The 25527-nt window shown below is 40.9% G+C and carries 22 protein-coding genes and 1 pseudogene; 10 read left to right on the top strand and 13 right to left on the bottom strand.

The genetic code is table 11. From position 1 onward, the window contains the following. Nucleotides 1-243: 243 nt before the first annotated feature. Nucleotides 244-1362, bottom strand: a complete 1119-nt coding sequence (gene dprA / locus ACEW80_RS29340; RefSeq protein WP_373529985.1) for a DNA-processing protein DprA — start codon at nt 1360-1362, stop codon at nt 244-246. Nucleotides 1363-1800: 438 nt separating this feature from the next. Between dprA and ggt the strand changes: the two are divergent. Then, nucleotides 1801-3405, top strand: a pseudogene (gene ggt / locus ACEW80_RS29335) (gamma-glutamyltransferase). A gap of 145 nt (nt 3406-3550) precedes the next feature. After that, nucleotides 3551-4084, top strand: a complete 534-nt coding sequence (locus ACEW80_RS29330) for a hypothetical protein (RefSeq protein ID WP_373529984.1) — start codon at nt 3551-3553, stop codon at nt 4082-4084. A gap of 395 nt (nt 4085-4479) precedes the next feature. Here ACEW80_RS29330 and ACEW80_RS29325 read toward each other — a convergent pair whose 3' ends face one another. The 3 genes from ACEW80_RS29325 to ACEW80_RS29315 all read right to left on the bottom strand — a co-directional run bounded on the left by ACEW80_RS29325 (nt 4480) and on the right by ACEW80_RS29315 (nt 6983). Next, a complete protein-coding gene (locus ACEW80_RS29325) occupies nt 4480-5169 on the bottom strand; it encodes a YdcF family protein (protein ID WP_373529983.1) in 690 nt (229 codons plus the stop codon). Further along, nucleotides 5169-5825, bottom strand: coding sequence for a DUF2301 domain-containing membrane protein (locus tag ACEW80_RS29320; protein WP_373529982.1), 657 nt, complete (start codon nt 5823-5825; stop codon nt 5169-5171). The genes ACEW80_RS29325 and ACEW80_RS29320 overlap by 1 nt, the downstream gene beginning before the upstream one ends. A gap of 333 nt (nt 5826-6158) precedes the next feature. Then, a complete protein-coding gene (locus ACEW80_RS29315) occupies nt 6159-6983 on the bottom strand; it encodes an S-adenosyl-l-methionine hydroxide adenosyltransferase family protein (protein WP_373529981.1) in 825 nt (274 codons plus the stop codon). Nucleotides 6984-7094: 111 nt separating this feature from the next. Between ACEW80_RS29315 and ACEW80_RS29310 the strand changes: the two genes are divergently transcribed. The 3 genes from ACEW80_RS29310 to ACEW80_RS29300 all read left to right on the top strand — a co-directional run bounded on the left by ACEW80_RS29310 (nt 7095) and on the right by ACEW80_RS29300 (nt 9056). Next, nucleotides 7095-7250, top strand: coding sequence for a hypothetical protein (locus ACEW80_RS29310; protein ID WP_373529980.1), 156 nt, complete (start codon nt 7095-7097; stop codon nt 7248-7250). A gap of 326 nt (nt 7251-7576) precedes the next feature. Then, on the top strand, nt 7577-8215 hold the full coding sequence (locus ACEW80_RS29305; RefSeq protein WP_373529979.1) for a peroxiredoxin: 639 nt from the start codon (nt 7577-7579) through the stop codon (nt 8213-8215). 256 nt (nt 8216-8471) lie between these two features. After that, on the top strand, nt 8472-9056 hold the full coding sequence (locus ACEW80_RS29300) for a Uma2 family endonuclease (RefSeq protein WP_373529978.1): 585 nt from the start codon (nt 8472-8474) through the stop codon (nt 9054-9056). 7 nt (nt 9057-9063) lie between these two features. Here the strand turns inward: ACEW80_RS29300 and rppB are convergent, their stop codons facing one another. Further along, entirely contained in the window at nt 9064-10452 is a 1389-nt protein-coding gene (gene rppB / locus ACEW80_RS29295) for a two-component system sensor histidine kinase RppB (RefSeq protein WP_373529977.1), read from the bottom strand. A gap of 501 nt (nt 10453-10953) precedes the next feature. On the opposite strand from rppB, the gene ACEW80_RS29290 reads away from it, so the two are divergent. From ACEW80_RS29290 to ACEW80_RS29270, 5 genes are all read left to right on the top strand, one after another. After that, a complete protein-coding gene (locus tag ACEW80_RS29290; protein ID WP_373529976.1) occupies nt 10954-11118 on the top strand; it encodes a hypothetical protein in 165 nt (54 codons plus the stop codon). Between the two features lie 54 nt (nt 11119-11172). Further along, nucleotides 11173-11481 carry a helix-turn-helix transcriptional regulator gene (locus ACEW80_RS29285; protein WP_373529975.1) on the top strand — a complete coding sequence of 103 codons (309 nt, stop codon included), beginning with the start codon at nt 11173-11175 and terminating at the stop codon, nt 11479-11481. After that, a complete protein-coding gene (locus ACEW80_RS29280; RefSeq protein ID WP_373529974.1) occupies nt 11468-12376 on the top strand; it encodes a reverse transcriptase family protein in 909 nt (302 codons plus the stop codon). The genes ACEW80_RS29285 and ACEW80_RS29280 overlap by 14 nt, the downstream gene beginning before the upstream one ends. A gap of 76 nt (nt 12377-12452) precedes the next feature. After that, nucleotides 12453-12704: a hypothetical protein gene (locus tag ACEW80_RS29275; protein ID WP_373529973.1), complete on the top strand. Its 252-nt coding sequence runs from the start codon at nt 12453-12455 to the stop codon at nt 12702-12704. Further along, complete coding sequence (locus ACEW80_RS29270) at nt 12679-13038, top strand: type II toxin-antitoxin system PemK/MazF family toxin (protein WP_373529972.1); 360 nt, start codon at nt 12679-12681, stop codon at nt 13036-13038. The genes ACEW80_RS29275 and ACEW80_RS29270 overlap by 26 nt, the downstream gene beginning before the upstream one ends. Nucleotides 13039-13061: 23 nt before the next feature. Here ACEW80_RS29270 and rppA read toward each other — a convergent pair whose 3' ends face one another. The 8 genes from rppA to ACEW80_RS29230 form a co-directional block, all read right to left on the bottom strand. Beyond that, nucleotides 13062-13772 (bottom strand): two-component system response regulator RppA, encoded by a 711-nt coding sequence (gene rppA, locus ACEW80_RS29265; protein ID WP_373529971.1) that lies wholly within the window; start codon nt 13770-13772, stop codon nt 13062-13064. Between the two features lie 109 nt (nt 13773-13881). Beyond that, nucleotides 13882-14358, bottom strand: coding sequence for a hypothetical protein (locus ACEW80_RS29260; RefSeq protein ID WP_373529970.1), 477 nt, complete (start codon nt 14356-14358; stop codon nt 13882-13884). 596 nt (nt 14359-14954) lie between these two features. Continuing rightward, nucleotides 14955-15440, bottom strand: a complete 486-nt coding sequence (locus ACEW80_RS29255; protein ID WP_373529969.1) for a hypothetical protein — start codon at nt 15438-15440, stop codon at nt 14955-14957. Nucleotides 15441-15502: 62 nt separating this feature from the next. Next, nucleotides 15503-18619 carry an efflux RND transporter permease subunit gene (locus ACEW80_RS29250; protein ID WP_373529968.1) on the bottom strand — a complete coding sequence of 1039 codons (3117 nt, stop codon included), beginning with the start codon at nt 18617-18619 and terminating at the stop codon, nt 15503-15505. 2 nt (nt 18620-18621) lie between these two features. Continuing rightward, nucleotides 18622-20250, bottom strand: a complete 1629-nt coding sequence (locus ACEW80_RS29245) for an efflux RND transporter periplasmic adaptor subunit (protein ID WP_373529967.1) — start codon at nt 20248-20250, stop codon at nt 18622-18624. A 411-nt stretch (nt 20251-20661) separates the two neighbouring features. Next, complete coding sequence (locus tag ACEW80_RS29240; RefSeq protein ID WP_373529966.1) at nt 20662-21330, bottom strand: DUF305 domain-containing protein; 669 nt, start codon at nt 21328-21330, stop codon at nt 20662-20664. A 148-nt stretch (nt 21331-21478) separates the two neighbouring features. Next, the gene (locus ACEW80_RS29235) at nt 21479-23695 is read right to left on the bottom strand and encodes a dynamin family protein (RefSeq protein ID WP_373529965.1); all 2217 of its coding nucleotides are present in this window, start codon (nt 23693-23695) and stop codon (nt 21479-21481) included. Nucleotides 23696-23825: 130 nt separating this feature from the next. Further along, on the bottom strand, nt 23826-25527 hold a 1702-nt coding region (locus tag ACEW80_RS29230), incomplete at its 5' end, for a dynamin family protein (protein WP_373529964.1).

Genomic DNA, 25527 nt, shown 5'->3' with positions numbered 1-25527 from the left:
GAGAAGGTTCAGTGTACGAGCAGCATTTTCGGCTTTCTTCGTACTTACATATAATACCATGTTTCTTGAGATAAATATAATCAATATGGGTCATGGTTCGACATAGTAATTAATGTGTTTTGGCTACCGCCAAAATACATTAATTACTATATCTCACCACTCCCGCGCATTCATCCCACACTCCGTCTAGTGAGTGTGGGGCTTCTGCTGATCTAGCTAAAAGCTAAACTATGCTGTTGTCTCTTAACTTTTTTGATACCGCATTCCTGGGAGTTGCGAAACTAAATCCATAAGTTCCAACTGTAACAAAGCACCGGAAACTGAACCAGCAGACATACCCGTTTGTTGGACAATCAAATCGAAGGGTAAAGCATCACAAGAAAACGCATTCATTACGATTTGCAATTCTGGCGATAAAGTTGACAAACTTAACTCTTCTGATGCTGTGGAAGCCTCGACTCTATCAATTTGTGGTATTGCTCCTAACATAGTTAATAGTTCATCTAATTCCTTGAGAATGTAAGAAGCTCCTTGACTCAGTAACTTTAAACATCCTTGGGATGGATGATCGTCCAGTCTTCCAGGTAATGCATAGACATCTCTACCAAACTCATTCGCGTAGGTAGCTGTTATTAAAGCACCAGATTTTAAGGGCGCTTCCATTACCAGAATGGCGCGGCTTAAACCTGCAATAATTCGGTTGCGTCGGGGGAAGTGGGTGCGATCGGGTGGGGTTTTTGTGGGGTACTCACTCATGACTAACCCAGCTGTCAAAATTTGCTTGTACAAATCTCGATTTTTATGTGGATAGATGACATCTACACCAGTCCCTAAAACTGCGATCGTGCGTCCACCTGCTTTCATGGCGGCGATGTGGCTTTCTGTGTCAATTCCCTCTGCCATACCAGAAACAACTGTAAAACCATTTTTAGCTAAAGCTGTACTAATTTGGCGAGTCCAACGGATACCGTATTCTGAAGGTTGGCGGGTTCCGACAATCCCAACCATCGGTTTTTGTCCGAGATTTTCTTGGAGTTCGACTTCACCACGATAGTATAAAATCGGCGGCGGACTTGGAGTTTCCAGCAGTAAGCGGGGATAATCTGCATCTGCTGGTGTCCAAAAATGAGAGTTTTCCTGCTGATGCTTGGTGAATAGTTGTTCTGGGTGTAAACGCGATCGCTGTTGTACTACTTTTTCTAGCGTCTGAAAACCAAAACCCTCTACTTCTCCCAACTGTACCTTGCTAGCGTTCCAAGCTGTTGCCAGCGTGCCAAAATGCTGTTGCAGTCGTCGCAGTAATACCGGCCCAATTCCAGAAATTTGCGCCCAAGCTAGCCAATATGCACCTTCTTCTACCACAGTTTCATCCTCAAGCCACTAAATTGAGTATTCCCAAATTTAGGTTTGGCTGTTGATGTCGAGGCGAAATAAAATCCTCAGTCCAAATTTTGAAAAGTTGGCATATTTCGCATAATTCATAGTTGACTAGCCTATTAATATGCTGTAAGTTGATGCTTGTAAGTTAATCTAAACAAGAAATCAACGAGCAAAATTCTAGATATTACTAGAGTTAATATCAGATTTTCTGCCAATTCCAGCATTGACGATAAATAAAGTATTTAAATTCGGAGAGTTGCATTGAATACAGCATATAAGATTGCGTTAAATGCTTGTTTGCTCCCGCTTACACTCAGTGCTACCCTCTTGCCAGCTATTATAGGCAAAGCCCAAAACCCTCCTCCACCAGAGGGCGGAAGTGGTCGAGTTGAGCGTGAAGTTGTTCGGACAAATAAGTATGTGGTAGTAGCTGCAAACCCACTAGCATCAGCAGTAGGACGCGATGTTCTACGTCGTGGAGGTAGTGCGATCGACGCTGCTATTGCAGTCCAAATGGTACTGACGTTGGTAGAGCCTCAATCTTCAGGTATTGGTGGTGGTGCTTTCCTTGTTCACTACGATGCCCAAACGAAGAGGTTGGTCACTTATGACGGTCGAGAAACTGCGCCGGCTGCGGCTAAACCAGATCGCTTTCTTGATGCCAATGGCACACCATTACAGTTTTATGATGCTGTTGTCGGAGGTAAATCTGTAGGTGTGCCTGGGGTATTACGAATGCTAGAGTTAGCACACAAAAAATATGGTAAGTTACCTTGGTCTGAACTGTTTCAAGGAGCTATCCAACTGTCTGAACAAGGCTTTCCACTTTCACCACGTTTGTACACTCTGCTAAGTAGGGATCAATATTTATCTCGCAACGAGCCAGCTAAGAGCTATTTCTATCAATCCGATGGTACACCCAAGCCAGTTGGTACAAGATTAGTCAATAAGTCTCTGGCAGAGGTATTGCGTCAGATTGCCAAAGGAGGCGCTAATGCCTTTTATCAAGGAAATATTGCTAAAGACATAGTAGCTAAGGTGGCGCAAGCAGCTGTACCAGGTGACTTAACCACCGATGATTTAAGGCAATATCAAGCTAAATTGCGATCGCCAGTTTGTGGCACTTATCGAATTTACAAAGTTTGCGGCATGGGGCCTCCAAGTTCTGGTGGTTTAACCGTACTGCAAATTCTAGGTATTCTTCAACAATTTAATTTGGCAGCTTTAAAGCCAGCTTCGGTAGAAGCAGTCCATTTATTTTCTGAAGCTGGACGTTTAGCCTATGCTGACAGAAATTTGTATATAGCTGACACAGATTTTGTGCCAGTACCAATCAAAGAATTAATTAACCCTAATTACTTGAAATTACGGGCAGCACTAATCAATCCTGAACGTTAAATCGGTCAAGCCCAAGCAGGCAATCCATTGTTACAGCAAGCACGTCGCTGGGGTAAAGATCAATCTAAGGATTTCCCCTCTACAAGTCATGTTTCAATTGTCGATGCGGCAGGTAACGCTGTTTCAATGACTACTAGCATTGAAGATGCCTTCGGCTCTAGATTAATGGTACGAGGCTTCTTACTTAACAACCAACTGACAGATTTCTCTTTTTTACCGACATCAGAAGGAAAGCCTGTTGCTAATCGCATAGAAGCCAAAAAACGTCCTAGAAGCTCAATGGCTCCAATGATGGTTTTTGATGGCAATGGCAAGCTAATAATGGTAATTGGTTCGGCTGGTGGACCGCAAATCATTAATTATGTCGCTAAGGCAATAGTAGGCCATCTGGACTGGGGATTAGACATTCAGCGATCGCTATCTTTGCCAAATTTTGGTAGTCGTAATGGTCCAACTGAACTAGAAGCAGATACAGATGTTGCCAACCTCAAATCTGCCTTAGAAGCTAAGGGTCATACAGTCAGCGTTATCCAATTAACCAGTGGTTCCACCGGAATTGTACTCACTAATCAGGGGCTATTTAGTGGTGCTGACCCACGTCGTGAAGGAGCGCCTTTGGGTGAATAACAAATACTGTTAATAATGTTATTAGCTCAGAGTTGGCATTGATTCTTAGACAGTCAGATTATAACAAGTAATCTAGCTAGCTTTGAGCAAGTAATTTCTCTTTTTCAATATCAAAAATTCTTCAACAATTCTCTGACATAAAACTATGAGCTGGTTCCAAAAAATAGCATTTACAACTACTATCAGTATTTTCAGCTTGCTAGGAAGCTCAGTTAAGCAAGTACAAGCTGCATCTCTGGACTACGCCTTTACACAATCAGGTTGGGAAGGGGGAGGTATCTTGTCTGGTTCATTTTCTGGCGTCGATCAAAATAATGATGGGTTCATTTATACAACTGAGTTAAATACATTTGATTTGACATTTTCTGGTAATTCCCAAGTTCCGCAAGAGAGATGGTTGGGTGTATCTACTTTAAGGACTTTTGGATTTAACTATAGTAATTCTAAATTAGCTTTCTCAACTTCTGAAAATTTAGATGAGTACACTGCTAATATTGTTGGCTTACCTTATCTTAATTACATTGGCAAGCCTTTTTTCACCAACTATATCACTTCTTCTGAAACTCAACCCTTTGTAGTTGCAAAATCGATTCCTGAACCTACCTTTGGATTTTTTAGTTTAGCTGCCTTGAGTTTTGGGCTATTATTGAAATTGAACAACTCTCGACAATGGACTTAATCTTAATAATCACCTGACAAAATCGGATTGCTCCTATAAATCCCCGACTTCTTTGAGAAGCCGGAAATTACAAATTATCGAAACAGAATTCAGGAGTCAGGAGTCAGAATTCAGCAATGTTTTCTGTACGACTGGCGGATAGCGGAGCGTTAGCGAGTCCGCGTACTCTTACAGAGAAGCAAGCTACGCTTTTAGCGTCTCGTAGAGAGCGTCTGAATAAATGGGTTTAAGACCCCCACAAAACAAGAAAATTTGGTGGTGCAACAATTTAGTCGTGGGTCTGAATCCCCGACTGATAGCGAAGCGTTAGCGAGTCTGCGTTCGCGCAGCGTCTCGTAGAGAGCGTCTTGATTCTGACTCCTGAATTCTGACTTCTGAATTCTTCTTCAACACTCTTAGCCTTTCCAACTCAAAAACCGGGCATAAATATAAGCGATGGTTTCATCAATAATTTCCCGCACGCCTTGGCTAGAACCCCACCATTTACTTGGATCGTAATCTTGCGTTTCGGCAGCAATCACACCAACTTTGATCTGAGGAGTAAGTATTTTTTTAAAAAGAAACCAACTCCTACGGGCATGAACATCCAAGGAAAAAATATTAATTGCTTCTATCTTCAAATTTGAATTGGATAGCCAGCGATGAAATTCGGCAGCAGATGCATAACTACGATCCTTAACTACAAAAGGTGTTGGAACAGCCACCACCTTTTCTGATTCTAAACCGAGTTTTATGAAGGTGGCGGCTGATACGTCTGCAAAGTTCTTATATCCGGTAAGATAAGTTCCTTTTCCTAATGTGCCTCCCGTAGTAATTATTTGACGATAAGAACCTTTTTTAAATTCAGTCAAAGCTTCTTCTATAGCATAATCTGGCAGCCATCCTTCAACAATTAATACTTCTGCTGATTTGATCGGGGAAGTTACGGCGAGAAATGAGTGTAAATGAGTAATAATGAAAAACATTAAATAAGCAATCAAAGCGATCGCGATCGCCCACCCTTGAGCTGTTATTGTCCACATTTCTTGGCGTTTTATTAGTTTGATTGTTGGGAATTTTTTACGCCGGCGATTTTTTGTCTGCATTAAACCTTAGCTAAACGTTGTTCTTTTAAGTAAGTAAATACAGACTTATCTCCAATATCAGCAGGAATTGCTTGCACTGTCTTTCGCAGGGCAAAGACCAAAAATAATATCGCCCAAATTCCTAATAAAATACTTTCTCCCTGAGTTGGTACAATTCCCACCAAATGTCCCAACAACAGTAGCGGTACTGTTAGGGTTAATACTTTGGTTTCTAGGCGATTGAAGCAAAAAGCCTCTTTAAAATAAATTCCTGTCAAAGCAACGAAGATAAAACCAACTCCGAATAAGGTTAGAGGCTGATTATAAACTGTAATAGCCAAAGATTCACTACTAAACAGTACCAGGAGTGCTGATGATATACTACCGATCGCCCAAAAAACTTGCAACAATCGGTGCAGTGAGGCCATGTAGATATGAATCGTAAATAGACTTACACCGAGAGCGAGACTAAAACAAGCATATAAAGGCGTTAGTGCAGTTACCACAGTTGGATTATTGTTGAGCAAAACTAAAGCGCTACCGATGGCAAAACTAAGTGCGGCTACCATTAAGCCAGCGCGGTAGATAATTACACCAATGCGATCGCTCTGAGTAATGGTAAATTCCCCAAACTGACCTTGATAAGATTCTGATGCAGATAGTGTTTGCGTAGTCATAGGTAAACAATTATGAGTAAGAAGTTGTTTTTAGAATACCAATTCAGTTATTTTAGGATAACTTTTCCCCTAACTTCTATCCTAGTAGGGACAAGGTGAGGTTTTCCAAGGATTTTGGGTCATTGATCACTTGTGTCTACACAGTAGCCTAGCAGAGGGTGGTTACTTCGTTAATTACTGAATCGATGCTCTAGTACCTAGTCTAATAACTAATGGGCTTTGAACAACAAGATTCGCAATTTCTTAGAGAAGTAGGGAATATAAACCAATTAAAGATCACGGGTACTGGTTACTATTTAATTAAATTAGCGAGTCAGGGCAACTGATTAGACTTCAATGATTAATAACGACTAAAACATCTTCCAATTTGATTTGCAGCTGTGAGTTGGCATTGCTGCTATTGACGGCAATCTCTACCCAACCGTGACTACCAACTAAAGCTATTATCTCTCCAATCTTGACATTACTGTAAGTTTCACAGCCTGGTATAGTCAACCCAGCAGTTTGTACATACCAAGTTTTGCCTTGGACGTAACTCCCTGGAATGTTGCTCACTAAGTTGCCAAAGTGGTCAATATATTGAATGCAACCCACTACACCAGTTTTTGTCTGCTTGCATTCGCCTATATCCATTTTTACTAAACTTGCTGGATTAATCTCTTGTCCTAGCTGTTTGAGAGAGACACCACTGGCAAGATTAGCTCCCACCGATGCAAAGATATCTCTACCGTGAAAAGTCCTGCTTGGTTGAGGAGTTCGCCAATAATCGGGGTTTGTAAGTTCGACTACTGCGTAGGCGTAGCCCGTCGTAGACATCGCCGGACTTTGACTCAGTATCCCACTAAATATGCCATTATCTGGCCCAACTAGAAACCCTTGAGCAAATTCTACTGCGATCGCCCGTCGCTTACTTCCCACACCCGGATCTACCACCGCAATATGCACTGTCCCAACTGGGAAATAGAGGTAAGCGCTCATTAGGCAAAACCGGGCGGCGGCAATATTTTGCGGCGGAATTTGGTGTGTTAAGTCTACTACTGTGAGTCTGGGGTTGATTTGGGCTATGACTCCCTTCATCACGCTCACATACACATCGCGATCGCCAAAATCGCTCAACAAAGTTAGGAGTGGTTGTTGATCTATTTGTTTGGTAGACATACTTTGGTTAAAATCTCTATAAAGTCATAAATTTCTGTAGCAACAGCTACAAAATATGTGTTATGTTAAGAACACCAGACATAAAGCGAAAAATTAAAAAGGGTAATCACTATGAATCAAAGTAGACTGCAAAGTGCCAGAAAAGCACAAGAAGCTCACAGAGAGAATATTCAAAAAAGCCTAGAGCATCGCTTGCAAGTAGCGAGAGCAAAAGGCGACGAACATCTGATTCGTCAATTAGAAGCTGAGATGAGGTATTCCAGCTAAATCAAGTTTTCATTGTTCATAGTTTGTTGTGTAACCCCGCTACGGCGGGTTTTTTGTTTTTAGAGGATACTTGTAAATAATTTTTGTTTTTTTGGACTTTGCGGATGACCAGGAAAAGCAGTTCTATGACTTTCTATTTAGAGAGGTGATAACAACTTAAAAATTTGAAGAAGAATTCTGACTTCTAAATTCTGACTCCTGACTCCTGAATTCTGTTTTGTTAAAATTTTGTTTCAAACAGCTAAAGTCCGATTGGGAAATCGGGGTTTTATGTCATGATGGCAAAGTATAACACCGAATTTTCTTCTAATTACAGGGAATCTCAAATGGCTCTCCGTCTAGGTGACACAGTACCCAACTTTACTCAAGCCTCCACACACGGCGATATTGATTTTTATGAATGGGCAGGTGACAGCTGGGTTGTGCTGTTTTCTCACCCTGCTGATTTTACACCTGTTTGCACAACAGAATTAGGCACAGTTGCCAAGCTCAAACCAGAATTTGACAAGCGCAATGTCAAAGCGATCGCACTTAGTGTTGATGATGTTGAATCCCACAAAGGCTGGGTAGGAGACATCGAAGAAACTCAAAGCACCACCCTCAACTACCCAATTTTGGCAGATGCCGATCGCAAGGTTTCTGAGCTTTACGACATGATCCACCCGAATGCTAATGCATCTGTGACAGTGCGATCGGTTTTCGTAATTGACCCCAATAAGAAACTCCGTCTCACTTTCACATATCCCCCCAGCACGGGACGCAACTTTGATGAACTTTTGCGGGTAATTGATTCTCTGCAATTGACTGATAATTACAGTGTGGCGACACCAGCTGACTGGAAAGATGGCGAGGATGTTGTAATTGTCCCCTCACTGAAAGATCCAGAAGTACTCAAAGAGAAATTCCCCAAAGGCTACAAGGACGTTAAACCCTATCTGCGGCTAACTCCTCAGCCTAATAAGTAATATCATGTCCGCCAGATTACCCATAATAAAAGAACCCCACCCCCAACCCCTCCCCGCTTGCGGGGAGGGGAGACAAAGCATAGCTTTGGCGGGGTGGGGTTCTTCGGGTTTAATAAGCAATCAAGCAGACATGATATAAATCTGAAAATGATTTCCGATAAAAAAGCAAAGACGCCAAGATATAACTTTGCGTCTTTGTTTCTTTGCGTGAGAATATAGTCAGTAGGCTAGGCATCCGAACCTGGAGGAAATCCCGATGTTTTCATCTGCTTTGGTTTTGCAAATTCCGTCATCAATGCAAATGACAGACGAACAATTTTTTGATTTCTGTCAGGTGAATCGTGATTTACGCATTGAGCGAAATAAATTTGGAGAATTGGTAATTATGCCTCCTACTGGTTCAGAGACAGGAAACCGAGAAGGTAATATATTTGGGCCGTTGTGGGTGTGGTCAGAACAAGATGGTACAGGTATAACTTTTAGCTCTAGTACCGGATTTAAGCTATCAACAGGTGCAGAACGCTCTCCAGATGCTTCCTGGATTAAACTAGAACGGTGGAATGCTCTTTCAGCAGAACAACAGAAAAGATTTGCACCCATTTGTCCAGATTTTGTAGTCGAACTCAAATCTCCTAGCGACAACCTCCAAACTTTGAAGGAAAAAATGGAGGAATATATGAATGAGCCAGGAATAAAGTTAGGCTGGTTGATTGACCGTAAACAGCGTAAAGTTTATATTTATCGTCCTGGATTGCCAGAAGAGTGTTTAGATAATCCTGCTAGTGTTAGCGGCGAGTTGGTATTGCCTGGGTTTATTTTGAATATGAGTAAAGTTTGGTAATAAAATTTTATTTAAATTTAGGCTGGCGACGATACAGCAATTTAAATTGGGAAATTGGCGTGACATCGAAGGGTAATTGAATAGTAAAAGTGCTACCTTTACCTAACTGACTTTGCACGTTTAAACTACCTTGGTGTGCCTGAATAATTGCTTTAGCGATCGCTAATCCTAATCCAGAGCCACCGGTTTTACGAGAGCGATCGCTATTCACCCGGTAAAAGCGATCAAAAATCCGAGTCAGTTCCTGGTGGGGAATACCAATACCTGTATCTTGAACCTGAATCACAGCATAATTCTCACTGCGCTCTAAGACAACAGTCACCTTTCCGAATTGTGGCGTGTATTGAATTGCATTGATAATTAAATTAGAAACCAGACGATAAAGCTGCTCAGAATCGCCTACGATATTTAGAGGTTCGTTTAGCCGGATTGCAGATATCAGCGTTACTTTGGCAGAAAAGGCGATCGCTGCAAATTCCTCTATTAAGTCGCTGACAATATCATTCAAGCAACATTCATGTCGTAATGGCAGAGGTTGCCGATCTAGGCGAGCCAAAAGGAGCAAATCTACAACTAAAGTAGTAAGTCGCTGATTCTGACGGTGTATAGTTTGTAAAATCTCCTGTGCTTCGATTTCATCCAATTTCGGCATCAACAACGCTGATTCCACCGTTGCTTGTGTCGCAGCTAAAGGTGTTCGCAACTCATGTGCTACATCTGCGGTAAATTGTTGGATTTGTCTATAGGATTGATAGATAGGTTGCATCGCTAATCCTGCTAACCACCAACTAGCAACGCTAACCACAATCATCGTTGTAGGCAATCCCACGGCTAAAATTAATTTTACAGCATCTAGATAACTATTGAAATCTTCCAGACTGCGCCCTATTTGGATGTATCCCCAATCACGATTGTCTTGAGTGTGTAGTACAAAGGAAATTTGGTGGTATGGATTGCCTTTGCTGTCTTTGAGAGTTTGCCAAAGTTCCTTATTAAAGACTAGGGAAATTCCCTCTGGATGATAACCTGCGATCGCAATCAAGCGTTCTGAATTATCAAAAAAACGTACATAATAGTAGCCTTGATGGATTGCGCTGAGAATATGCCGTTTAGAACTTGACTGCTGTTGAATGCATCTTTCCCCAATTACACAAATATTTGGTAAAAGCTGCTGTACGACTGGTTCAAGGCGTCCGGGTTGCTTGAGTTTCAGTTCAATACTGTCGTGTATCGTTCCAGCGACAGATTCCAGTTCTCGGTCTAATGTTACCCAATGGGCATGGGACACAGCTTGGTAAACGCCGAATCCACACAAGCTTAAAATTACAGCCATGACAAGCGCATACCACAGAGCCAAACGAATGCGGGTTAGGTTAAAGAGTTTATTTTGATTCATAACAAAACATCATTGGCAGCCGCTTGAACCTGTGGAGGAAGACGTTTAGGTAGATTATCCTGTCTGTATCCTAGTGCGATGCACTAGGATACTAATTTAAAAAAAAAGTTTGCTATTAGCGAATAAAGTTTTATAAAACTGTGTTACACTGAGTTCAGTCAGGTTAAAGGAGACAGTTGCAACTCATTGGATCGTTATTTCGATCTGAGGGAGATGATAAAGCATCTTCTACCGTGTTTGCTGAAAAAAATAGTGGAAAAACACTTTAGAAAGCATACGTAAATACAAGTAATTGTGAGTATCTATGTGAGCCTACATAGGGTAATAACTAAAGAAGAAGTACCACTGATGCAACCCAGCATACCAGCGTAGCCTAAGCTAGTTAGCTGCGGCAAGTATAGGGGGGAATTAAAACTGCCGTTCTCCGGGTTTGTTTGCGGCAACGCTTATTTACATCACTGTAAGTAAGTGCAAACACCCTACTACAAGGAGATGTCTCCGATGGATCATCCAGAATCTGACAAACGGCAGAAGCAGTCTAAAAAGCGTAAATATAAGCAGTGGCTGATATGGCTCCGCAAACCTGAAACGCTCCGTCTGCTATTTCAACTCGGTCCGGTCATCTTCAAGTTATTGGAGTGGCTAATTGAGTTTTGGCAGAACTAGACTGCTAAATCTTCTATAGAAACCTTAAAAACCTCTAGCCAAGGGAGGTTAGACATGCTAAGTGAAGCTCTAAGATTGATGAGAGTATTCTATGACCTAACACAGAAAGAGCTTGCAGAAAAACTAGGGATATCCAAGTCATATCTCTCGGAAATTGAGTCAGGGAAAAAGACTCCAACACTTGAGTTGCTGAACCGATACTCAGAGTTTTTTGATATACCAGCATCCTCGATCATGTTTTTTTCGGAAAGCTTAAATAAAGATATAAAAACAGAGAAGTTAAGGACATTCGTATCCTCTAAGATTCTTGCCATTCTTAACTTCATTGCTGAAAAGTCTGGTCGTTCTTATGCAGAAGAGTAAATATGCAAGATACGAATTAGACCAGTCGCCTTTTTACTGTTTGAAATCTAAAGCAAAACTTGCAAAGCTCTTGCGTGTTAGTCAAATTAAGCTTAAATTGCTTACTAACACAGAGCATTTGTATATAGAGTCGGACATATTCGATCCAAAGAGAGGAAAAAGCCGTCGTTTTGAAAAGCCAAGACAAGACCTAAAACGTGTACAAAAGCGGATTGAAGAGCTTCTGAAGCGAATTAAGGTTCCAAACTACATACATGCTCCTGCGAAAGGGCGTTCTTACATCAGTAATGCTAAAGCTCATGTAAATGCCACAGAAGTAAAGAGCCTTGACATAGAAAAATACTTTCCTTCTACACCAGCCAAGCGTATTGACTGGTTCTTCCGTAAACAGATGAAATGCTCTTCAGATGTCGCTTACATTTTAACCAAGCTCTCAACTTTCAAAGATCATCTGCCAACTGGAAGCCCATCAAGTCCTATGCTCTCTTACTTTGCACATATAGGCATGTGGGAAGCAATCAACGAAATTGTTGATCTGGCAAATTGCACTCTGACTATCTACATAGATGATGTTACAATCTCAGGTGATCATATTCCAAGTGAGTTAATTTGGCAGGTAAGAAAGCAGTTTCATCGCTACGGATTACGCAGTAACAAGAAAAAGGAAAAGCATTATATTGGCAAAAATTCATACGAAATTACTGGAATTATTGCTACAAATCAAGGTGAGTTAAAAATTCCTAATCGACAGCATTTAAAGATGCATCAATGTCGTCGGTTGCTCAAATTAGATATTAAATTTGAAAAAGGAAAAGATATCTTGAAAAGCTTAAGAGGTTTAGAAGCACAAAGGCAGCAAATCAGAAAAGCAAATAACGATTTGATAGAAATATGACTAAATATCTTTAATCAGAAGAAAATTGTTGCCAGAAGCCATACTATTTAACTATTCATAAGCAGCGAGGTTAAAAATGTTGACTAGTGTTGAAGGAACATATCGTAATGGTCGGGTGGAACTCACTGAACAACCTACCGATGTACATGAAGGAACACGAGTGATTGTGACTTTTATGAGGTCAGATGAAATTGACCTAGCTTCTCAAGGCATTAACGAAGCGCAGGTTAAGATTTTGCGATCGCATCTAGCAACCTTTGCAGATGATTGGGATAGCCCGGAAATGAGTATCTACGACAACTATGACGCAGCCAAAACAAAGCTTTAAGCGAGGTGATGTTGCTCTGGTACTATTTCCAAATTCTAACCTGACTACTGCCAAAACACGACCTGCTCTGATTGTGCAAGCAGATAATTTACAGACAGGTTTGCCCCAAGTTATCGTTGCTATGATTACCAGCCAGATGTTTCGAGCAGCACATCCTAGCCGTGTCACCATACTACTAAGTTCCCCAGAAGGACAACAATCAGGGCTGTTAACAGATTCAGTAGTAATGGCTGATAACTTGGCAACAATTACACTCTCTGCAATTTATCAAGTAATTGGCTCACTACCAACAGCAAATATTGACCGAGCATTGAGAGATACACTTGGATTGTAGTGAGAACTAATGCAGTGACACTCTTAAGAATGGGAACTTTCATCGGTGAGATGAAGACGATATCCCACACCATGCATAGTTTCAATGGGGTTCCCACAACCACTATTAGCTAATCTGCGGCGCAGCAAACGTATTTGAGCCGCCACCACATTACTAACTGGTTCTGCATTCACCTCCCAAAGCTGATTGCGAATCTGTTCAGTTGTGACAATTTGGTGCGGGTGCTTCATAAAATACTCTAATAGCTGAAATTCTTTATTAGTTAAAGGAATAACCTGTTTATCCCCCTGATGGTTCTGACTGACAACCATACTGTTACCGTAATCGAGAGTCAGGTTGCCAACAGTTAATTCCTTCGATTGAAATTGAGGCGATCGCCTCTGTAAAGCACGCAACCGCGCCAACAATTCCGCCATACCAAACGGCTTCACTAAATAATCATCAGCACCTGCATCCAACCCAGCAACTTTATCTTCCATCCTATCTTTAGCTGTAAGCATCAAAACTGGCAGAGGATTACGTCGTGTTCGTAGCCGACTACACAGTTCTAACCCAGACAATCCTGGCAACATCCAGTCGATAATAGCTAGGGTGTACTGCATCCACTGGTTTTCTAGATAATCCCATGCCTCATCACCATCTAAAACCCAGTCAACTACATACTTTTCCAGGTTTAAGGTATGCTTAATTGCCGAACCCAAATCTGGTTCATCTTCGACTAGCAGGACTTTCATATCATTTTCCGCCAACGATTCGCACTGTATCTCCTAAATTGATATCCTGAGAAGCACCTTCACCTCCTCAAGGGTTAAAAATCTATAATTTGCCATCAAAAACTGTAGATTAGTAGATCCGAAACTGGGCTACACCAACGGGAATTTCTGCATCACTACCAATAAATTTAGCAGAAACTCGGTAGAGCCAAGCATTTGAAGTTCCCCTTCTGTTTACCTTATTCATATCAATATCGAGTATATTTGCAGGGGCAACAAGTTGGGCGAAAGCGATCGTAATCTTGCTACCGTTAACAGTGGTATTTGCTTGAATTCCTCGACCAGATTGGTCGGAAATATTGAAATCATTTTTTACACTTAAGCCAGGTGGGATATCGATAGTTATCTGGGTAAGATCGCTGCTATTTTGAGGAATTTCCAATTTGAAACTATGTCGAACAGTTCCCCATTTAGTTTGGGGAAATTGCACTGTGCTAAGAATATGAGCAAAACTCTTAGTATCTGGTATCTGACTTGCATAAACAGCAGAAAATGAAGCTGTAAGTATCAAACTAACCGTAGTTGTAAAACTGAATTTTTTCATCATTTCAAACTCTAATAAATCAATCTTGTTAATCTAGTCTCAAACTCATTTTTTGAAATGAATCTGCTATTAAATAGCTTGACAGAGATAGATGAAATCAAGATGAAATTTGGGTGCGTTTTACTTTGGAAAAAATAGCTGACGATTGGAAATCACGGCTGTACTTAGCTTGCTTCCCGGAGGGTACAAAAGCTGTCTAAGCAGGGCAAGTTAAAACATTTTATTTTTTCGTTATTCCACACAGGTAGATTTCGCTTATGTAGTAGCTAATTATATTCGCCCAAGACTTTTAAGACATCCTCTGAGAATGCAGAGCTATTTCGTTGTAGACATAAACCGCCCAGAACTGAAGTTCCGGGCTAATAGTTAAAGTCCGTTAAAACGGACTAAGCTAAAAAACATTTAATTTGCATAATCGAATTAAACATAACTCTTGTGGGGTGGGCATCTTGCCCGCCCAGGATATGCAATTTAAATGTCCGACAGCTTATAACCTTTTCTTAGTCGTCTTTAGACGACTTTCGCTATTAGACTCAGAATTCATTCTGGGGCGGATTAAATGAGAATGAAATAGCCCTGTCTGAGAATTGCTTACAAATTTACTTATTAAAACTAAAACGACCGTCTACTTTTTTGCCGTCAACATCCACAAGCATCTTCACTTGATATTGACCAGAAGACTTTTCTGGAAGTAAAATAGTATAGTGTTTGCCTTCTTGATCATAAGTAAGATTTAAAGTTTTCTGGCTTCCATCAGGTGTTTGAACTTGAGCCTTGACTTTGGCATTAGATATTGCTTCGTGATTGTCCCCTTTTTGTAAGTAAAAATCCATGTGAGTTCCATTAGCTTCTTTCTCAGGGACAAACTCTAGATGATAGGCTCCTGTTTCTACAACTTGACCTCCTTTAGATTCACTCTTATGTTGAGATGTTTTGGCAGCAGGCGAAGTTGGAGAATTGGCACTTGAAGTAGAAATAGCTGGACTTTTTTCGGTATTAGCTGGTTGATTACTATTACTACAAGCTCCCAAAAAAAGCAGCCCTAGACTTCCTATAACAATCAAGCTTGATTTTAGTGAAATCATTGATTTACTCCGCATAAAAAACCTAAATAACTGAGACATAAACAAATATAAAAAACCAATTATTATACTGTAGTTATGGCTACATCAATGTTTTGTACTGATCTAGTATTTTTAGGAATCAAAAACTTCCTAAATTGAGCATATAAAGCTGGGATAACTAACAGTGTTAATGCTGTAGAGGTAAACAATCCACCCAACACTACTATCGAAAGGGGTTGCAAAATTTCTTTACCAGGGCCACTCTCAAATACTAATGGTGCTAATCCTAAAGCAGAGGTAAAAGCTGTCATCAAAATGGCGTTGAGCCGTTCCATTGAGCCTTGAATCAGCACTTCTTTAAGAGGCATCCCTTCAGCAAATTTGGTATTGTAATTATCTACCAGTAGCAAACCATTACGAGTGGCAACTCCAAATAGAGTAATAAAGCCAACTAAGGAAGCAATAGAAATTACACTATCTGTCAAAGCTACTGAAAATACTCCTCCTACCAACGCTAAAGGTAAGTTAATCATAATCATGAAGGTAGAAGAGATAGATTTGACTGAAAGATACATAATTACTGTAATGACGACAAAGGCGATCGCACTCGAAATTAAGATATTCTGAGTGGCTCGTTCTTGCGCCTCAAATTGCCCTGCATATTGAATATAGTAATCAGCAGGTGGATGCACTTGTTGGTTAACTTTGTCTCGAATTTCATTCACAATAGAGCGCAAATCTCTACCGCTAGCGTTAGCAGAAACAACAATCAAGCGGGAAACATTTTCTCTGTTGATAGTGTTGGGTCCTGTACTATTGTTAATTGTAGCAACTTGTGATAAAGGAATTTTTTGACCGTTGGGAGTATCAACTAATAAATTGCCAATGGTATCCAGACTTTGACGTGCATCTGGTTTTAACCATATAACTAAGTCGAAAGTTTGTTGTTTTTCCAAAACTTGGGAAACTACTTTTCCATTGAGGGCAGTTTCAATAATTTCGGCAAGTTTTCCTACTGTCAAACCATATCTAGAAGCAGCTTTGCGATTGAACTTAATTTGTATCTGTTCAACTGGTACTTGAGGCTCAAGTTGTAAATCAACAATCCCATTAACGGTTTTCATCACTTCATTTACTTGGCTCCCAATGATGCGGAGTTGTTCTAATTCTGAACCGAAAATTTTGACAGCGATCGCACTTCTCACACCCGATAAAACCTCATCCATCCGGTGAGAAATAAAACCACCAATATTCGGTGCTACTCCTGGTAATTTAGCAAATTCTTCCCGCAGCTTTTTAATACTCGCCTCCCTATCTTCCATCCCCGCTTTGCTCAACTCGATATCCAAATGTCCCAAATTCACCCCTGCTGCATCTGCATCACCAGGCGCACGTCCAGAACGCAACTGCACGTAAGGAAATCTAGAGTCTCCCTTTAACGCGTCTTGAATTGCTTCTCCGGCAGCATTGGTAGTTTCCAAAGATACCCCAGGATAGAGAGTCAGGGTATTCACCAAAGTTTGTTCTTGAAATTCTGGTAAAAACACTCTTCCAAAGGAGGGAGTAATCACAGCAGATGCTACTAAACTAGCAGCAGCTAAGATTAAAATAATTCCAGAATGCCGCAGAGAAAATGTTAACAGGGGATGATAAAGCCTCTTAAAAAATCTTGCTATCCAAGGCTCGGTTTCTGGTAAGTTACCGTAAGGTAATAAGATTGCACATAATGCCGGAGTCACCGTCAATGCTGTGATACTAGAAGCGATAACTGCCGCCATATAGCCTAATCCCATTGGGATAAAAATACTACCTTCTACACCACCCAAAGCAAAAACTGGAGAGAAGACAACTATGGTAATTATGGTGGCTCCAAATACCGAATCGCGTACCTCTTGGCAACCGTCAAATACCACATCTAAAACTGGGCGCGGATTGGAAGAGTATTTGTTTTCTCTGAGGTTACGATAGACGTTTTCGGCATCGACAATTGCATCATCAACGGCTGAACCTATTGCTACTGCTAACCCTCCCAAGGTCATGGTATTTAAACCTTGTCCTAGCCAATTGAGTAATAGTACTCCTATTAGTAACGATAAGGGCAAGGCAGTTAGACAAATAGCTAGGTTACGCCAATTCATCAAAAACGGAATGAGGATAAGTGCTACAATAATACTGCCTTCAATTAAAGCTTCTCTAACATTGTCAATGGAAGAATCAATATAGTTTTCTTGACGGAAGGTAGGGGTAATATTAATATCTTTGGGTAAGCCAGCTTTTACTTCCGATATCGCCTCTTCTATGGCACGAGTAACAGTAGGAGTATCGGCTTCGGGCTGTTTATTAATCATCACAATAATTGCCTTTTGACCGTTAAAACTGCCATCACCCCGTTTGATAGCTGCACCAATTTGGACATCAGCGACATCGGATATGTTTACAGGTGTACCGTTGCGGGCAGTAATTACTGACTGTTGTAATTCTTCAATAGATTCAATCCGTCCAATCCCTCGAATTAATTTTTCTCGATCAGGGGTAATTAAATAGCCACCTGGTGCATTAACATTGGCAGCAGATACAGCCTTTTGCACATCTTCTAAAGTGACATTAAAAGCTTGCAACTTCTCTGGGTCAATTAATACTTGATATTGGCGAGTATCGCCACCATAAGCTATAACCTGACTAACACCTGGAACCGCTAAAAGACGATTTTTTACTTGCCAATCGACAATGCGCCGCACTTCCATCAAAGGAGTATTTTGGGAAGTGAAGGCGTATTGCAGTACAGTACCGATGGGGGAACTGGTGGGGGAAATTTGTGGCGTTTCCACTCCTTCAGGAAGCTTACTAGAACTCTGTTGTAATCGCTCTGTTACCAATTGGCGAGCTTGATAAATATCGCTTCCCCAGTTAAAAATTACTTTGACAACCGAAACTCCCGACGCACTAGAAGAACGGACTGCTGTGATTCCTGGAGTACTGTTAATGGCACTTTCAATTGGTAAAGTTACTAAAGATTCAACTTCTTCTGGTGCTAGTCCTGGTGCTTCAGTTTGAATTTCAACTTGGGGTGGTGCAAAGGTAGGGAAAACATCCAACGGCATTTGGATAATTGTCCGAAATATCCAAAGCGTTATGACAATTGTACCCAGGATAACTAACCAACGGCGGGCGATCGCCCATTTAATAATTGCACTCAGCATGATTATTTCTGAATCTTGATTTCTGAATCCTCACTCGCCGCACGGTGGTTATTAACCCATTCTGGCGATGCATCTACTTGTACAGAACTGGCTAGTTGAAGTTGATTGGTACGACGACTAGACCAAAAAGCACCGGCCATAAAAGCGATCGCAACTAATGTTGCTCCTCCCCCTGCTCCCAGCAGCCACAGTGGTACTGGCTCTTTTGTAGCCTGTATAGGAGTTTCCGGGTGTTCGTCTAGTTTTGGCTTAGTATCACCACGCAAAGACTGAGCATAAAGCTGAGGCGATCGCACAGTTACGATCAAATCCTCCTCAAATAAGCCAGTTTTGACCTCAACCATATCCCCAGAGGTTTCACCTAAAGTAACCTCAACAGGCTGATAGGCGTTGCCATTTTGGACATAAACCTGTTTTTTGCCATTTGCTTCAACTACAGCCGCGCTCTTAATTGCTAATATGGCTGATGATGTTTGGTTTGTCAGGACTTCTAACTCTGCAAACATTCCTGGTTTTAGCACTCCACCAGAATTCTCCAGTTCAGCTTGCACTGGTACAACTTGCGTTTCTCCTTCCACCACAGAGCCAATTCGGGTAATTCGTCCGACGAAAGTACGGTTAGGTATGGAAGCAACTTTGACCCTTAACTGTTGACCACTTCTTACCTGATTCAAATCTTTTTCATAAATATTCGCTGTCGCAAAAACGCGACTGTCATTGATAATTGTCATCAACTTCCCACCCGCATCCTCGAATGATTGACCGAGGGTAGCTTCTCTATCAGCAACTTTGCCGGAAATTGGAGATATCACAGTAACAAGTCCTTGAGCATTGGGGCGGGTTCCCAATTGAGCAAGCCGAGTTTGATAAATGCTATTACTTAGTTGGATACGAGACTTTGCTACCTGAACGGCTGAATCAGCGCGTTTTAGCTGATTTTCTGCCTGGATAACGTCCCGACGACTGGCGGCTTTGGCGAGGTCGGCTTTGGCTTGAGCTAACTGAGTTTCAGATTCAAGAGCATTTCGACGTGGTAAAGCGCCAGCATCAGCTAACTGCTGATCTTTGTTAAACTTTTCTTGAGAAAATGCCACTTGGCTCTGTGCTTGAGCGATTTCGGCTGCGGCTATTTGTTGATAGCGATCGCGGTTTTGTTGAGCTAGCCTTAAATCAGCCTGCGCTTGCTGTAAATCAGCCTGACCTTGAGCAAGTTTTTCCTGAGAGTTAACCCGCAGTTCCACCAGATCAGGACTAGATATAACAGCAACTGGTTGACCTTTTTTCACCATCACACCAGGTTCCACCAATAACTCAACCACTTTCGCTTTAGAAATTGGGGTATTTACTTCCGCTTTTTGGCTGGGTAGAGTTTCAATCTGTCCGGTAGTTTTAATCCCAACAGCTAGCTGCTGGCGTTTGACAGGTTCAACTTTAATTCCTAGCCGTTTGGCTGTTTGAGCATCAACTTGAATAGAGCTAGTATTAGCAGTTGCTTCACTTCCTCCTTGAAATTCATTTCCGTGTCCGCCGTGAGCCAAAACAACTGCGGGACTAACAAGTAACAAAAGGTTGAAAAGTGCCCCAAAAACACAGCGAATAGCTGTAAATGTTTGGAAATAGGATTTAGACATCGCTATCAAAAGTTTTTGGATACAGAGGCAGAGAAAATACTGTCGTTCGGTCTCACTACCCAGTCTTCCATTAAAAAATGAAATTAGGATGAAATTGGGCTGCGTAGGCGTAGCCCGCACTTTTCTACGAGAGGCTGCACTTCTCTGCGTTCGCGCAGCGTGTCGCAGACAGACGCTACGCGTAGCAAGATCCCGTTCGCGTAGCGTCTCCGACAGGAGAAGGGTACGGCGCTGCTCAGTGACCACGCCAACGGCAAAGTGACACAGTGAGCCTGTCGAACTGCTCAGTGACTATCGTAGACATCGCTCCTGAAATAACTAAAATTCCCAACCGCAAATGCATATTGGTTACTTGCCGATTTACACAGATACTTATAGGACTTACGCAAAAACCACATTACGAATTACGAATTACTTGTTGTACCAAGTTTTTCGCCACTGCTGCATTTGCTTAATCTCTGTATTTTGTGCCTTGATAATTTCTTGAGATAATTGCTTAATTTCAGGGCGTTTAGACTTACTCAAAGCATCTTGTGCCATTGTTACAGCCCCTTCATGGTGAGGAATCATTGCATTGATAAAGCGTAGATCAAACTCAGCATCAGCTGCACCTAAATCCTGATTCATCATCATAGTTTTCATTTGGTCAGATGACATCTCCGCCATCTGACCCATTTTACTGTCATAAGCCATTGGTTTATTTCCCGCATTGGCATACCAAGCTTGTCGCCACTGCTTCATCTGAGTGATTTCTTGGTTTTGTGATTTGATGATATCGTCTGCTAGTTTTTTGATTTCAGGACGTTTTGATTTCTGCTGCGCTTCTTTGGCCATTTCTACAGCTCCTTGATGGTGCGGTGTCATTCCGTCAAGAAAGCGTAAATCAAAATTAGCATCGGCTGGGCCTAAATTCATTGCCATGCTGTGATTCATACCACTACCGTGGTTCATCATCTGCTGCTTGTCGTTACTATTGGTAGCAGTTGCATTTGGGGCTTGACTTTGGTTTTGGGAAGCAGTATTAGTACAGGCTGTGATTAACCCACCGACTGAGGCGATCGCAGCAAAGGTTAACGCCATAAAGCCATTCTTCAAAGATAGCAGTTGTATAAATCTCACCTAAAGGTTTCCTAATTCTATATTTACCTCTTAGCTTTGCAGCCAGAAATGAAATTAGGATGAAATCTAAAGATACACAACTTATTAAAGAAGTCGGGTATCTTGTTTTTTATTTATCACTCAAAATTGTGTAAGCTTCATTAACTAAGTACATTTTCTCTTGTGCTTGTTTTTGTAGTTGCGGCTGATTCACAAACAAATCTGGATGCCATTTTTTTACTAAAGTTCGATAAGCCTGCTTTACCTCTGCCAAAGAAGCATTTGCTTGCAATCCTAAAGTGCTGTAGGCGCGAGTAATTTTATCTTTTTCCGTCTGGGTTTTTGGTCGTTTGGGTGCTTCGTTGTTTTGAGTGTTATTTTGCTGTTTGCCAGTTTGAGAACCAGGCGATGTCTGACGACAAGCCTTAGGGCTACGCATTTCTGCTTTCATTCGCGCTATTTCCTCATTGAGTTCCCAATCACGAAATTTCGCCTCTACCTCTTCTGGACGTGGAGAGGGAGAAGCTTTTGGCGGTGGTGGAGAAACAGATTCTACTTTTGTCTCAGTACTCTTAGTAGTATCTTTTTGTGAGTAAGTTTGAACTCTCTCTGGTTGTGGTAAATATTTTCTATTAGTATTCCTGTCTTTTGGTATTTCTTTATAAAATTGATGATTGGAAATAATTTTGACTTTTTCTAACTCTTGCAGTAACTTATTAAAACCGTTTTCCAACTGCTGCAAACTTTCACGTTTATTAGTAATTTCTAGCGGTTCTTGACTGAATTCAAAGCAAATTACTTTTTCAGCTTTTTGTTCATATTCAGTCAAAATTAATAATCCTTGACTGCTAAAGCCAGATAAATACTCTTCAATTGCAGTTATACAAAGTTTAGCAACTTCCTGATGATAAGATTCCTTTGCTGATTGTTCGTCTTGTTTTTGGATATTCTTGTTTAGCAAATAAGAAATACTTCCAACTACAGCAGCACCTACCGGTCCGCCCAATAACCAACCAATACCACCACCAACAGCGATGGAACCAGGTTCACTCAAATCATCAGTATTGCTTGGCTTTGAGGGTAATGTTACTTGTGGTTCGCTAGGAAAGGGAATTAATAAATCTTGCGGTCGTTCTTCTTGAAAAAATTCATAAGCTTGATAAAGCCATTTAACCGCAGCAAATTGCAGTTGAGTCAGGTCTTTTTTAAGAGTATTTGTTTGCCAAGATTTAAAGTTATTTTCTGCCAATGCAACTGCCGCATCAGCTTGATATTTTGTGAGTAGCTTGGGTAATGCTAGCCAATCGCGTAACTCTCCCACGCTAGTAGCAAAACCTTTATAAATTAAATTGGCTGCTTTTTGTTTAATTTCAATTTTAGTATTTTGTTTATCATTAAAAGATTTTATTTCAATAGCAATCGGGTCAATTTTAGCTTTTAATGAGAATTGAATTTGAGAAGCGATCGCTTGCACTTTTGGCAAACGCACAATACCACGATTTGGTTGCAAAATCCCCACAATATTTTGCAAAGCTGTTTCAAAAGCCGCTAACCCACTACTATTAGCAGCAGCAACATCCCCTTTTAATCTGGCTCTTAAAGCAGGTAAAGCATCAACGCGATATAAATTACTAAAACCTGGGGGCAATTCGGCTCGAAAGCTTTCCGCAACAAACACCAGACGATTTTGGACTTGTTTTTGCTCGTCGGGTTCGAGTAAGTTCATAAAATTGGCAACAAATATAACTGTTTTAATACCGCGATCTAATAGCCAATCTCGTAAATTTTCCCGTTCACCCAAAGTCATTAATTTACGTGCATCTAATAATTGAATAACTAAATCTGCACTTAAAAGTTGTTCTCGGACTAAATTATCTTGTTCATCTCGATCATTTGTTCCCGGTAAATCGAGCAGTTCTACACCTGTTTCCAAAAAGGAATGCGGACAAAAAACTTCCACAGATGCTACATCTTTTCGCATCTGCCTATTGCCATCAAGAATTGCAAATTGCTCTAAAACTTCTGTGCCACTGCGATCGATTTCTGTACCATCTATCAATATAATGCGAGTTCGCACCTCAGAGCCATACTTGACAGTAATTGCTGCGCCTGTGGTGGGAATTAAATCAATTGGTAAGGTACGATTCCCTAATATGGCATTCAATAGCGTAGACTTACCATGATTAAAAGGCCCAAATACCGCAATCCGAAAGCTAGGATTAACCAGATGATTGCAAATGGTAATTATATCTTGATGCAGTTGCGATTTGCGTTCTAAATTCAGTAACGCAGATGCAAATTTTAGAGAATCTGCTAAATCCTTATAAACTTCATACTGTTGTTGCATAGCTCCTCGTTTCCAGGCTCCGTTTGGTAATGCAAATAATTGGGGCTACCGCCTTACTTCATTTATTGGAGGTGGAGCCGCCGGGTATACATTCCCCGCTTCTAGCTGGGAACGAGAGTAATGATAAGTATCAGCTATAGTAAGCTAATAAATTGCTATACGCTGCCTCAATTTTTTGCAACTGAGCTATTACATCTTCCTGTAAGGTTTTTAAACGTTTGAACTCACTTTCACGATTAATTTCGCGGGTTTCTTTCTGCTTGAGCAGATTATCTAATTCAGATTTGCGCGATACAATATCATCGTTAATCCGTTTACTCACTTCTCTTTCGTAAGAGTCAAAACACTCTTTCACTGCATTGTATACAACCTGAGATTGCTCATGTGCTACTTGGGGTAGGTGTTTAACTAACTCTTTTTTAGCTGTTTTAACTAACTCTTTTCGGGCTTGATCTGCTTGCAAAAATCCCACTCCCAAACCTAGCACTGCAAACCCGATTGGCCCAAGAAAAATACCTGTCACTGCTGTAATTATCCCGCCAACACCAATTACAGTAAAGTAGTTTAACAAGATATTTTTCCAATCAAATCCAGCGCCAGCTAGTGCGAAACCAGCAAGATTTCCTCTAGACAAAGATAACAATCCCATTGCCCAGTTTGCCCATCCGGGAGAGTTATCTTCTTCAGCAGTGGTAGTCGTATTTACTTTAACGTTTTGTCCGGTGAGCTTTTCTGTGATTTGGTCTGTGACTTGACTGTAAGACGCGCCATACTGTGCAGCACTGCGAGAAAGTTCTCTAAAAGCTTTATTGATATCCTTTTCAGCAGTTAATGTCCAAGCAGCAGATTTGTCAGTGATATATTGCTCAAAGGCTTTTTGCAGTGCGATGTTAAATGCTTCTCGTTTACCACTACTAAGAAAATCAAACAGATTTAATTCTGGTTGATAGCGTAAGAAATCGTTTTCAAAGGTGTTACCTAAGTTTAAAACGTAGCTGCGAAAAGACTCGGAAATCGTTCTTGCTTGAGTGTCTCTGGTATTGATAATTTCTTTTTGGAATTCATCTCGAATACCTGTGAGTTTGTTAAACTCTGGTTCAACTGAATCAATTCGTTTTTTTAATTCATTTACATCTTGATCAAGTAATGGTATGCGTCTTGCAACGGCTTCGCGGGTATGATTGCAGGCAAGTCTTGCTAAAGTTCTAACTTGACGGAGTTCTGCGATCGCACGTTCTCTGGTAAGAAAAGTATTAAGCGAACCCATAAACTTAGGAAAGCCAGTTCCCTCTAAATCAGCTTGAGCATTTTTCAACCGTCGTCTGAGTGCTTGAATTGACGAAAGCTCGAACACACGTTCGTCATAAATATCCTGACCCTCCACAGAACAATATTCTGCTAAATTCGCTTTAAATACTTGCCGTAATCTGTTCTCAGATGCTTCTAATTCTTCTACATCGTCAGGATCAATCAATGATTCTCGCACCTGATCCCAAGCATTAACTAAGAAGAAGACTGTCAATCCTCGACCTTTAATATAATTTTCTAGATAGCGACGCTCACCTAATGTACAAGGTTGAGAAGCCCTCATTACAAACAAAATTGCGTGGCAGTTATTTATATAACCCAAAGATAATTCGTTTCGTGCTTCTGTATCATTCAATCCTGGACTATCGACAATTTCAATTCCTTTTTCTAGTAGAGTTAAAGGATACTCAACTACTGCATAATCCACATCAGGAAATGCTTGTTTTTTCTCTTGCTCTAGTTTTTTAGCTTCAGCGGGATCAATGGTATATTTATATTTAAAGTTCTGAAAATCTAGCTGTTGT

Origin of the sequence: Nostoc sp. (assembly GCF_041747015.1) — a bacterium.
GTDB lineage: Bacteria > Cyanobacteriota > Cyanobacteriia > Cyanobacteriales > Nostocaceae > Nostoc.
Note: the sequence above shows the minus strand (reverse complement) of the source record. Positions and strands in the feature narration are given on the sequence as shown.

Coding starts and splice junctions, on each gene's coding strand:
- ACEW80_RS29280 (WP_373529974.1), top strand. CDS start 11,468: ATGCAGAAGAGTAAATATGCAAGATACGAATTAGACCAGTCGCCTTTT.
- ACEW80_RS29290 (WP_373529976.1), top strand. CDS start 10,954: ATGGATCATCCAGAATCTGACAAACGGCAGAAGCAGTCTAAAAAGCGT.
- ACEW80_RS29310 (WP_373529980.1), top strand. CDS start 7,095: ATGAATCAAAGTAGACTGCAAAGTGCCAGAAAAGCACAAGAAGCTCAC.
- ACEW80_RS29315 (WP_373529981.1), bottom strand. CDS start 6,983: ATGTCTACCAAACAAATAGATCAACAACCACTCCTAACTTTGTTGAGC.
- rppB (WP_373529977.1), bottom strand. CDS start 10,452: ATGAATCAAAATAAACTCTTTAACCTAACCCGCATTCGTTTGGCTCTG.
- ACEW80_RS29235 (WP_373529965.1), bottom strand. CDS start 23,695: ATGCAACAACAGTATGAAGTTTATAAGGATTTAGCAGATTCTCTAAAA.
- ACEW80_RS29260 (WP_373529970.1), bottom strand. CDS start 14,358: ATGATGAAAAAATTCAGTTTTACAACTACGGTTAGTTTGATACTTACA.
- ACEW80_RS29285 (WP_373529975.1), top strand. CDS start 11,173: ATGCTAAGTGAAGCTCTAAGATTGATGAGAGTATTCTATGACCTAACA.
- ACEW80_RS29255 (WP_373529969.1), bottom strand. CDS start 15,440: ATGATTTCACTAAAATCAAGCTTGATTGTTATAGGAAGTCTAGGGCTG.
- ACEW80_RS29275 (WP_373529973.1), top strand. CDS start 12,453: ATGTTGACTAGTGTTGAAGGAACATATCGTAATGGTCGGGTGGAACTC.
- ACEW80_RS29270 (WP_373529972.1), top strand. CDS start 12,679: ATGACGCAGCCAAAACAAAGCTTTAAGCGAGGTGATGTTGCTCTGGTA.
- ACEW80_RS29330 (WP_373529984.1), top strand. CDS start 3,551: ATGAGCTGGTTCCAAAAAATAGCATTTACAACTACTATCAGTATTTTC.
- ACEW80_RS29320 (WP_373529982.1), bottom strand. CDS start 5,825: ATGACTACGCAAACACTATCTGCATCAGAATCTTATCAAGGTCAGTTT.
- ACEW80_RS29300 (WP_373529978.1), top strand. CDS start 8,472: ATGTTTTCATCTGCTTTGGTTTTGCAAATTCCGTCATCAATGCAAATG.
- ACEW80_RS29250 (WP_373529968.1), bottom strand. CDS start 18,619: ATGCTGAGTGCAATTATTAAATGGGCGATCGCCCGCCGTTGGTTAGTT.
- ACEW80_RS29325 (WP_373529983.1), bottom strand. CDS start 5,169: ATGCAGACAAAAAATCGCCGGCGTAAAAAATTCCCAACAATCAAACTA.
- rppA (WP_373529971.1), bottom strand. CDS start 13,772: ATGAAAGTCCTGCTAGTCGAAGATGAACCAGATTTGGGTTCGGCAATT.
- ACEW80_RS29245 (WP_373529967.1), bottom strand. CDS start 20,250: ATGTCTAAATCCTATTTCCAAACATTTACAGCTATTCGCTGTGTTTTT.
- ACEW80_RS29240 (WP_373529966.1), bottom strand. CDS start 21,330: ATGGCGTTAACCTTTGCTGCGATCGCCTCAGTCGGTGGGTTAATCACA.
- ACEW80_RS29305 (WP_373529979.1), top strand. CDS start 7,577: ATGGCTCTCCGTCTAGGTGACACAGTACCCAACTTTACTCAAGCCTCC.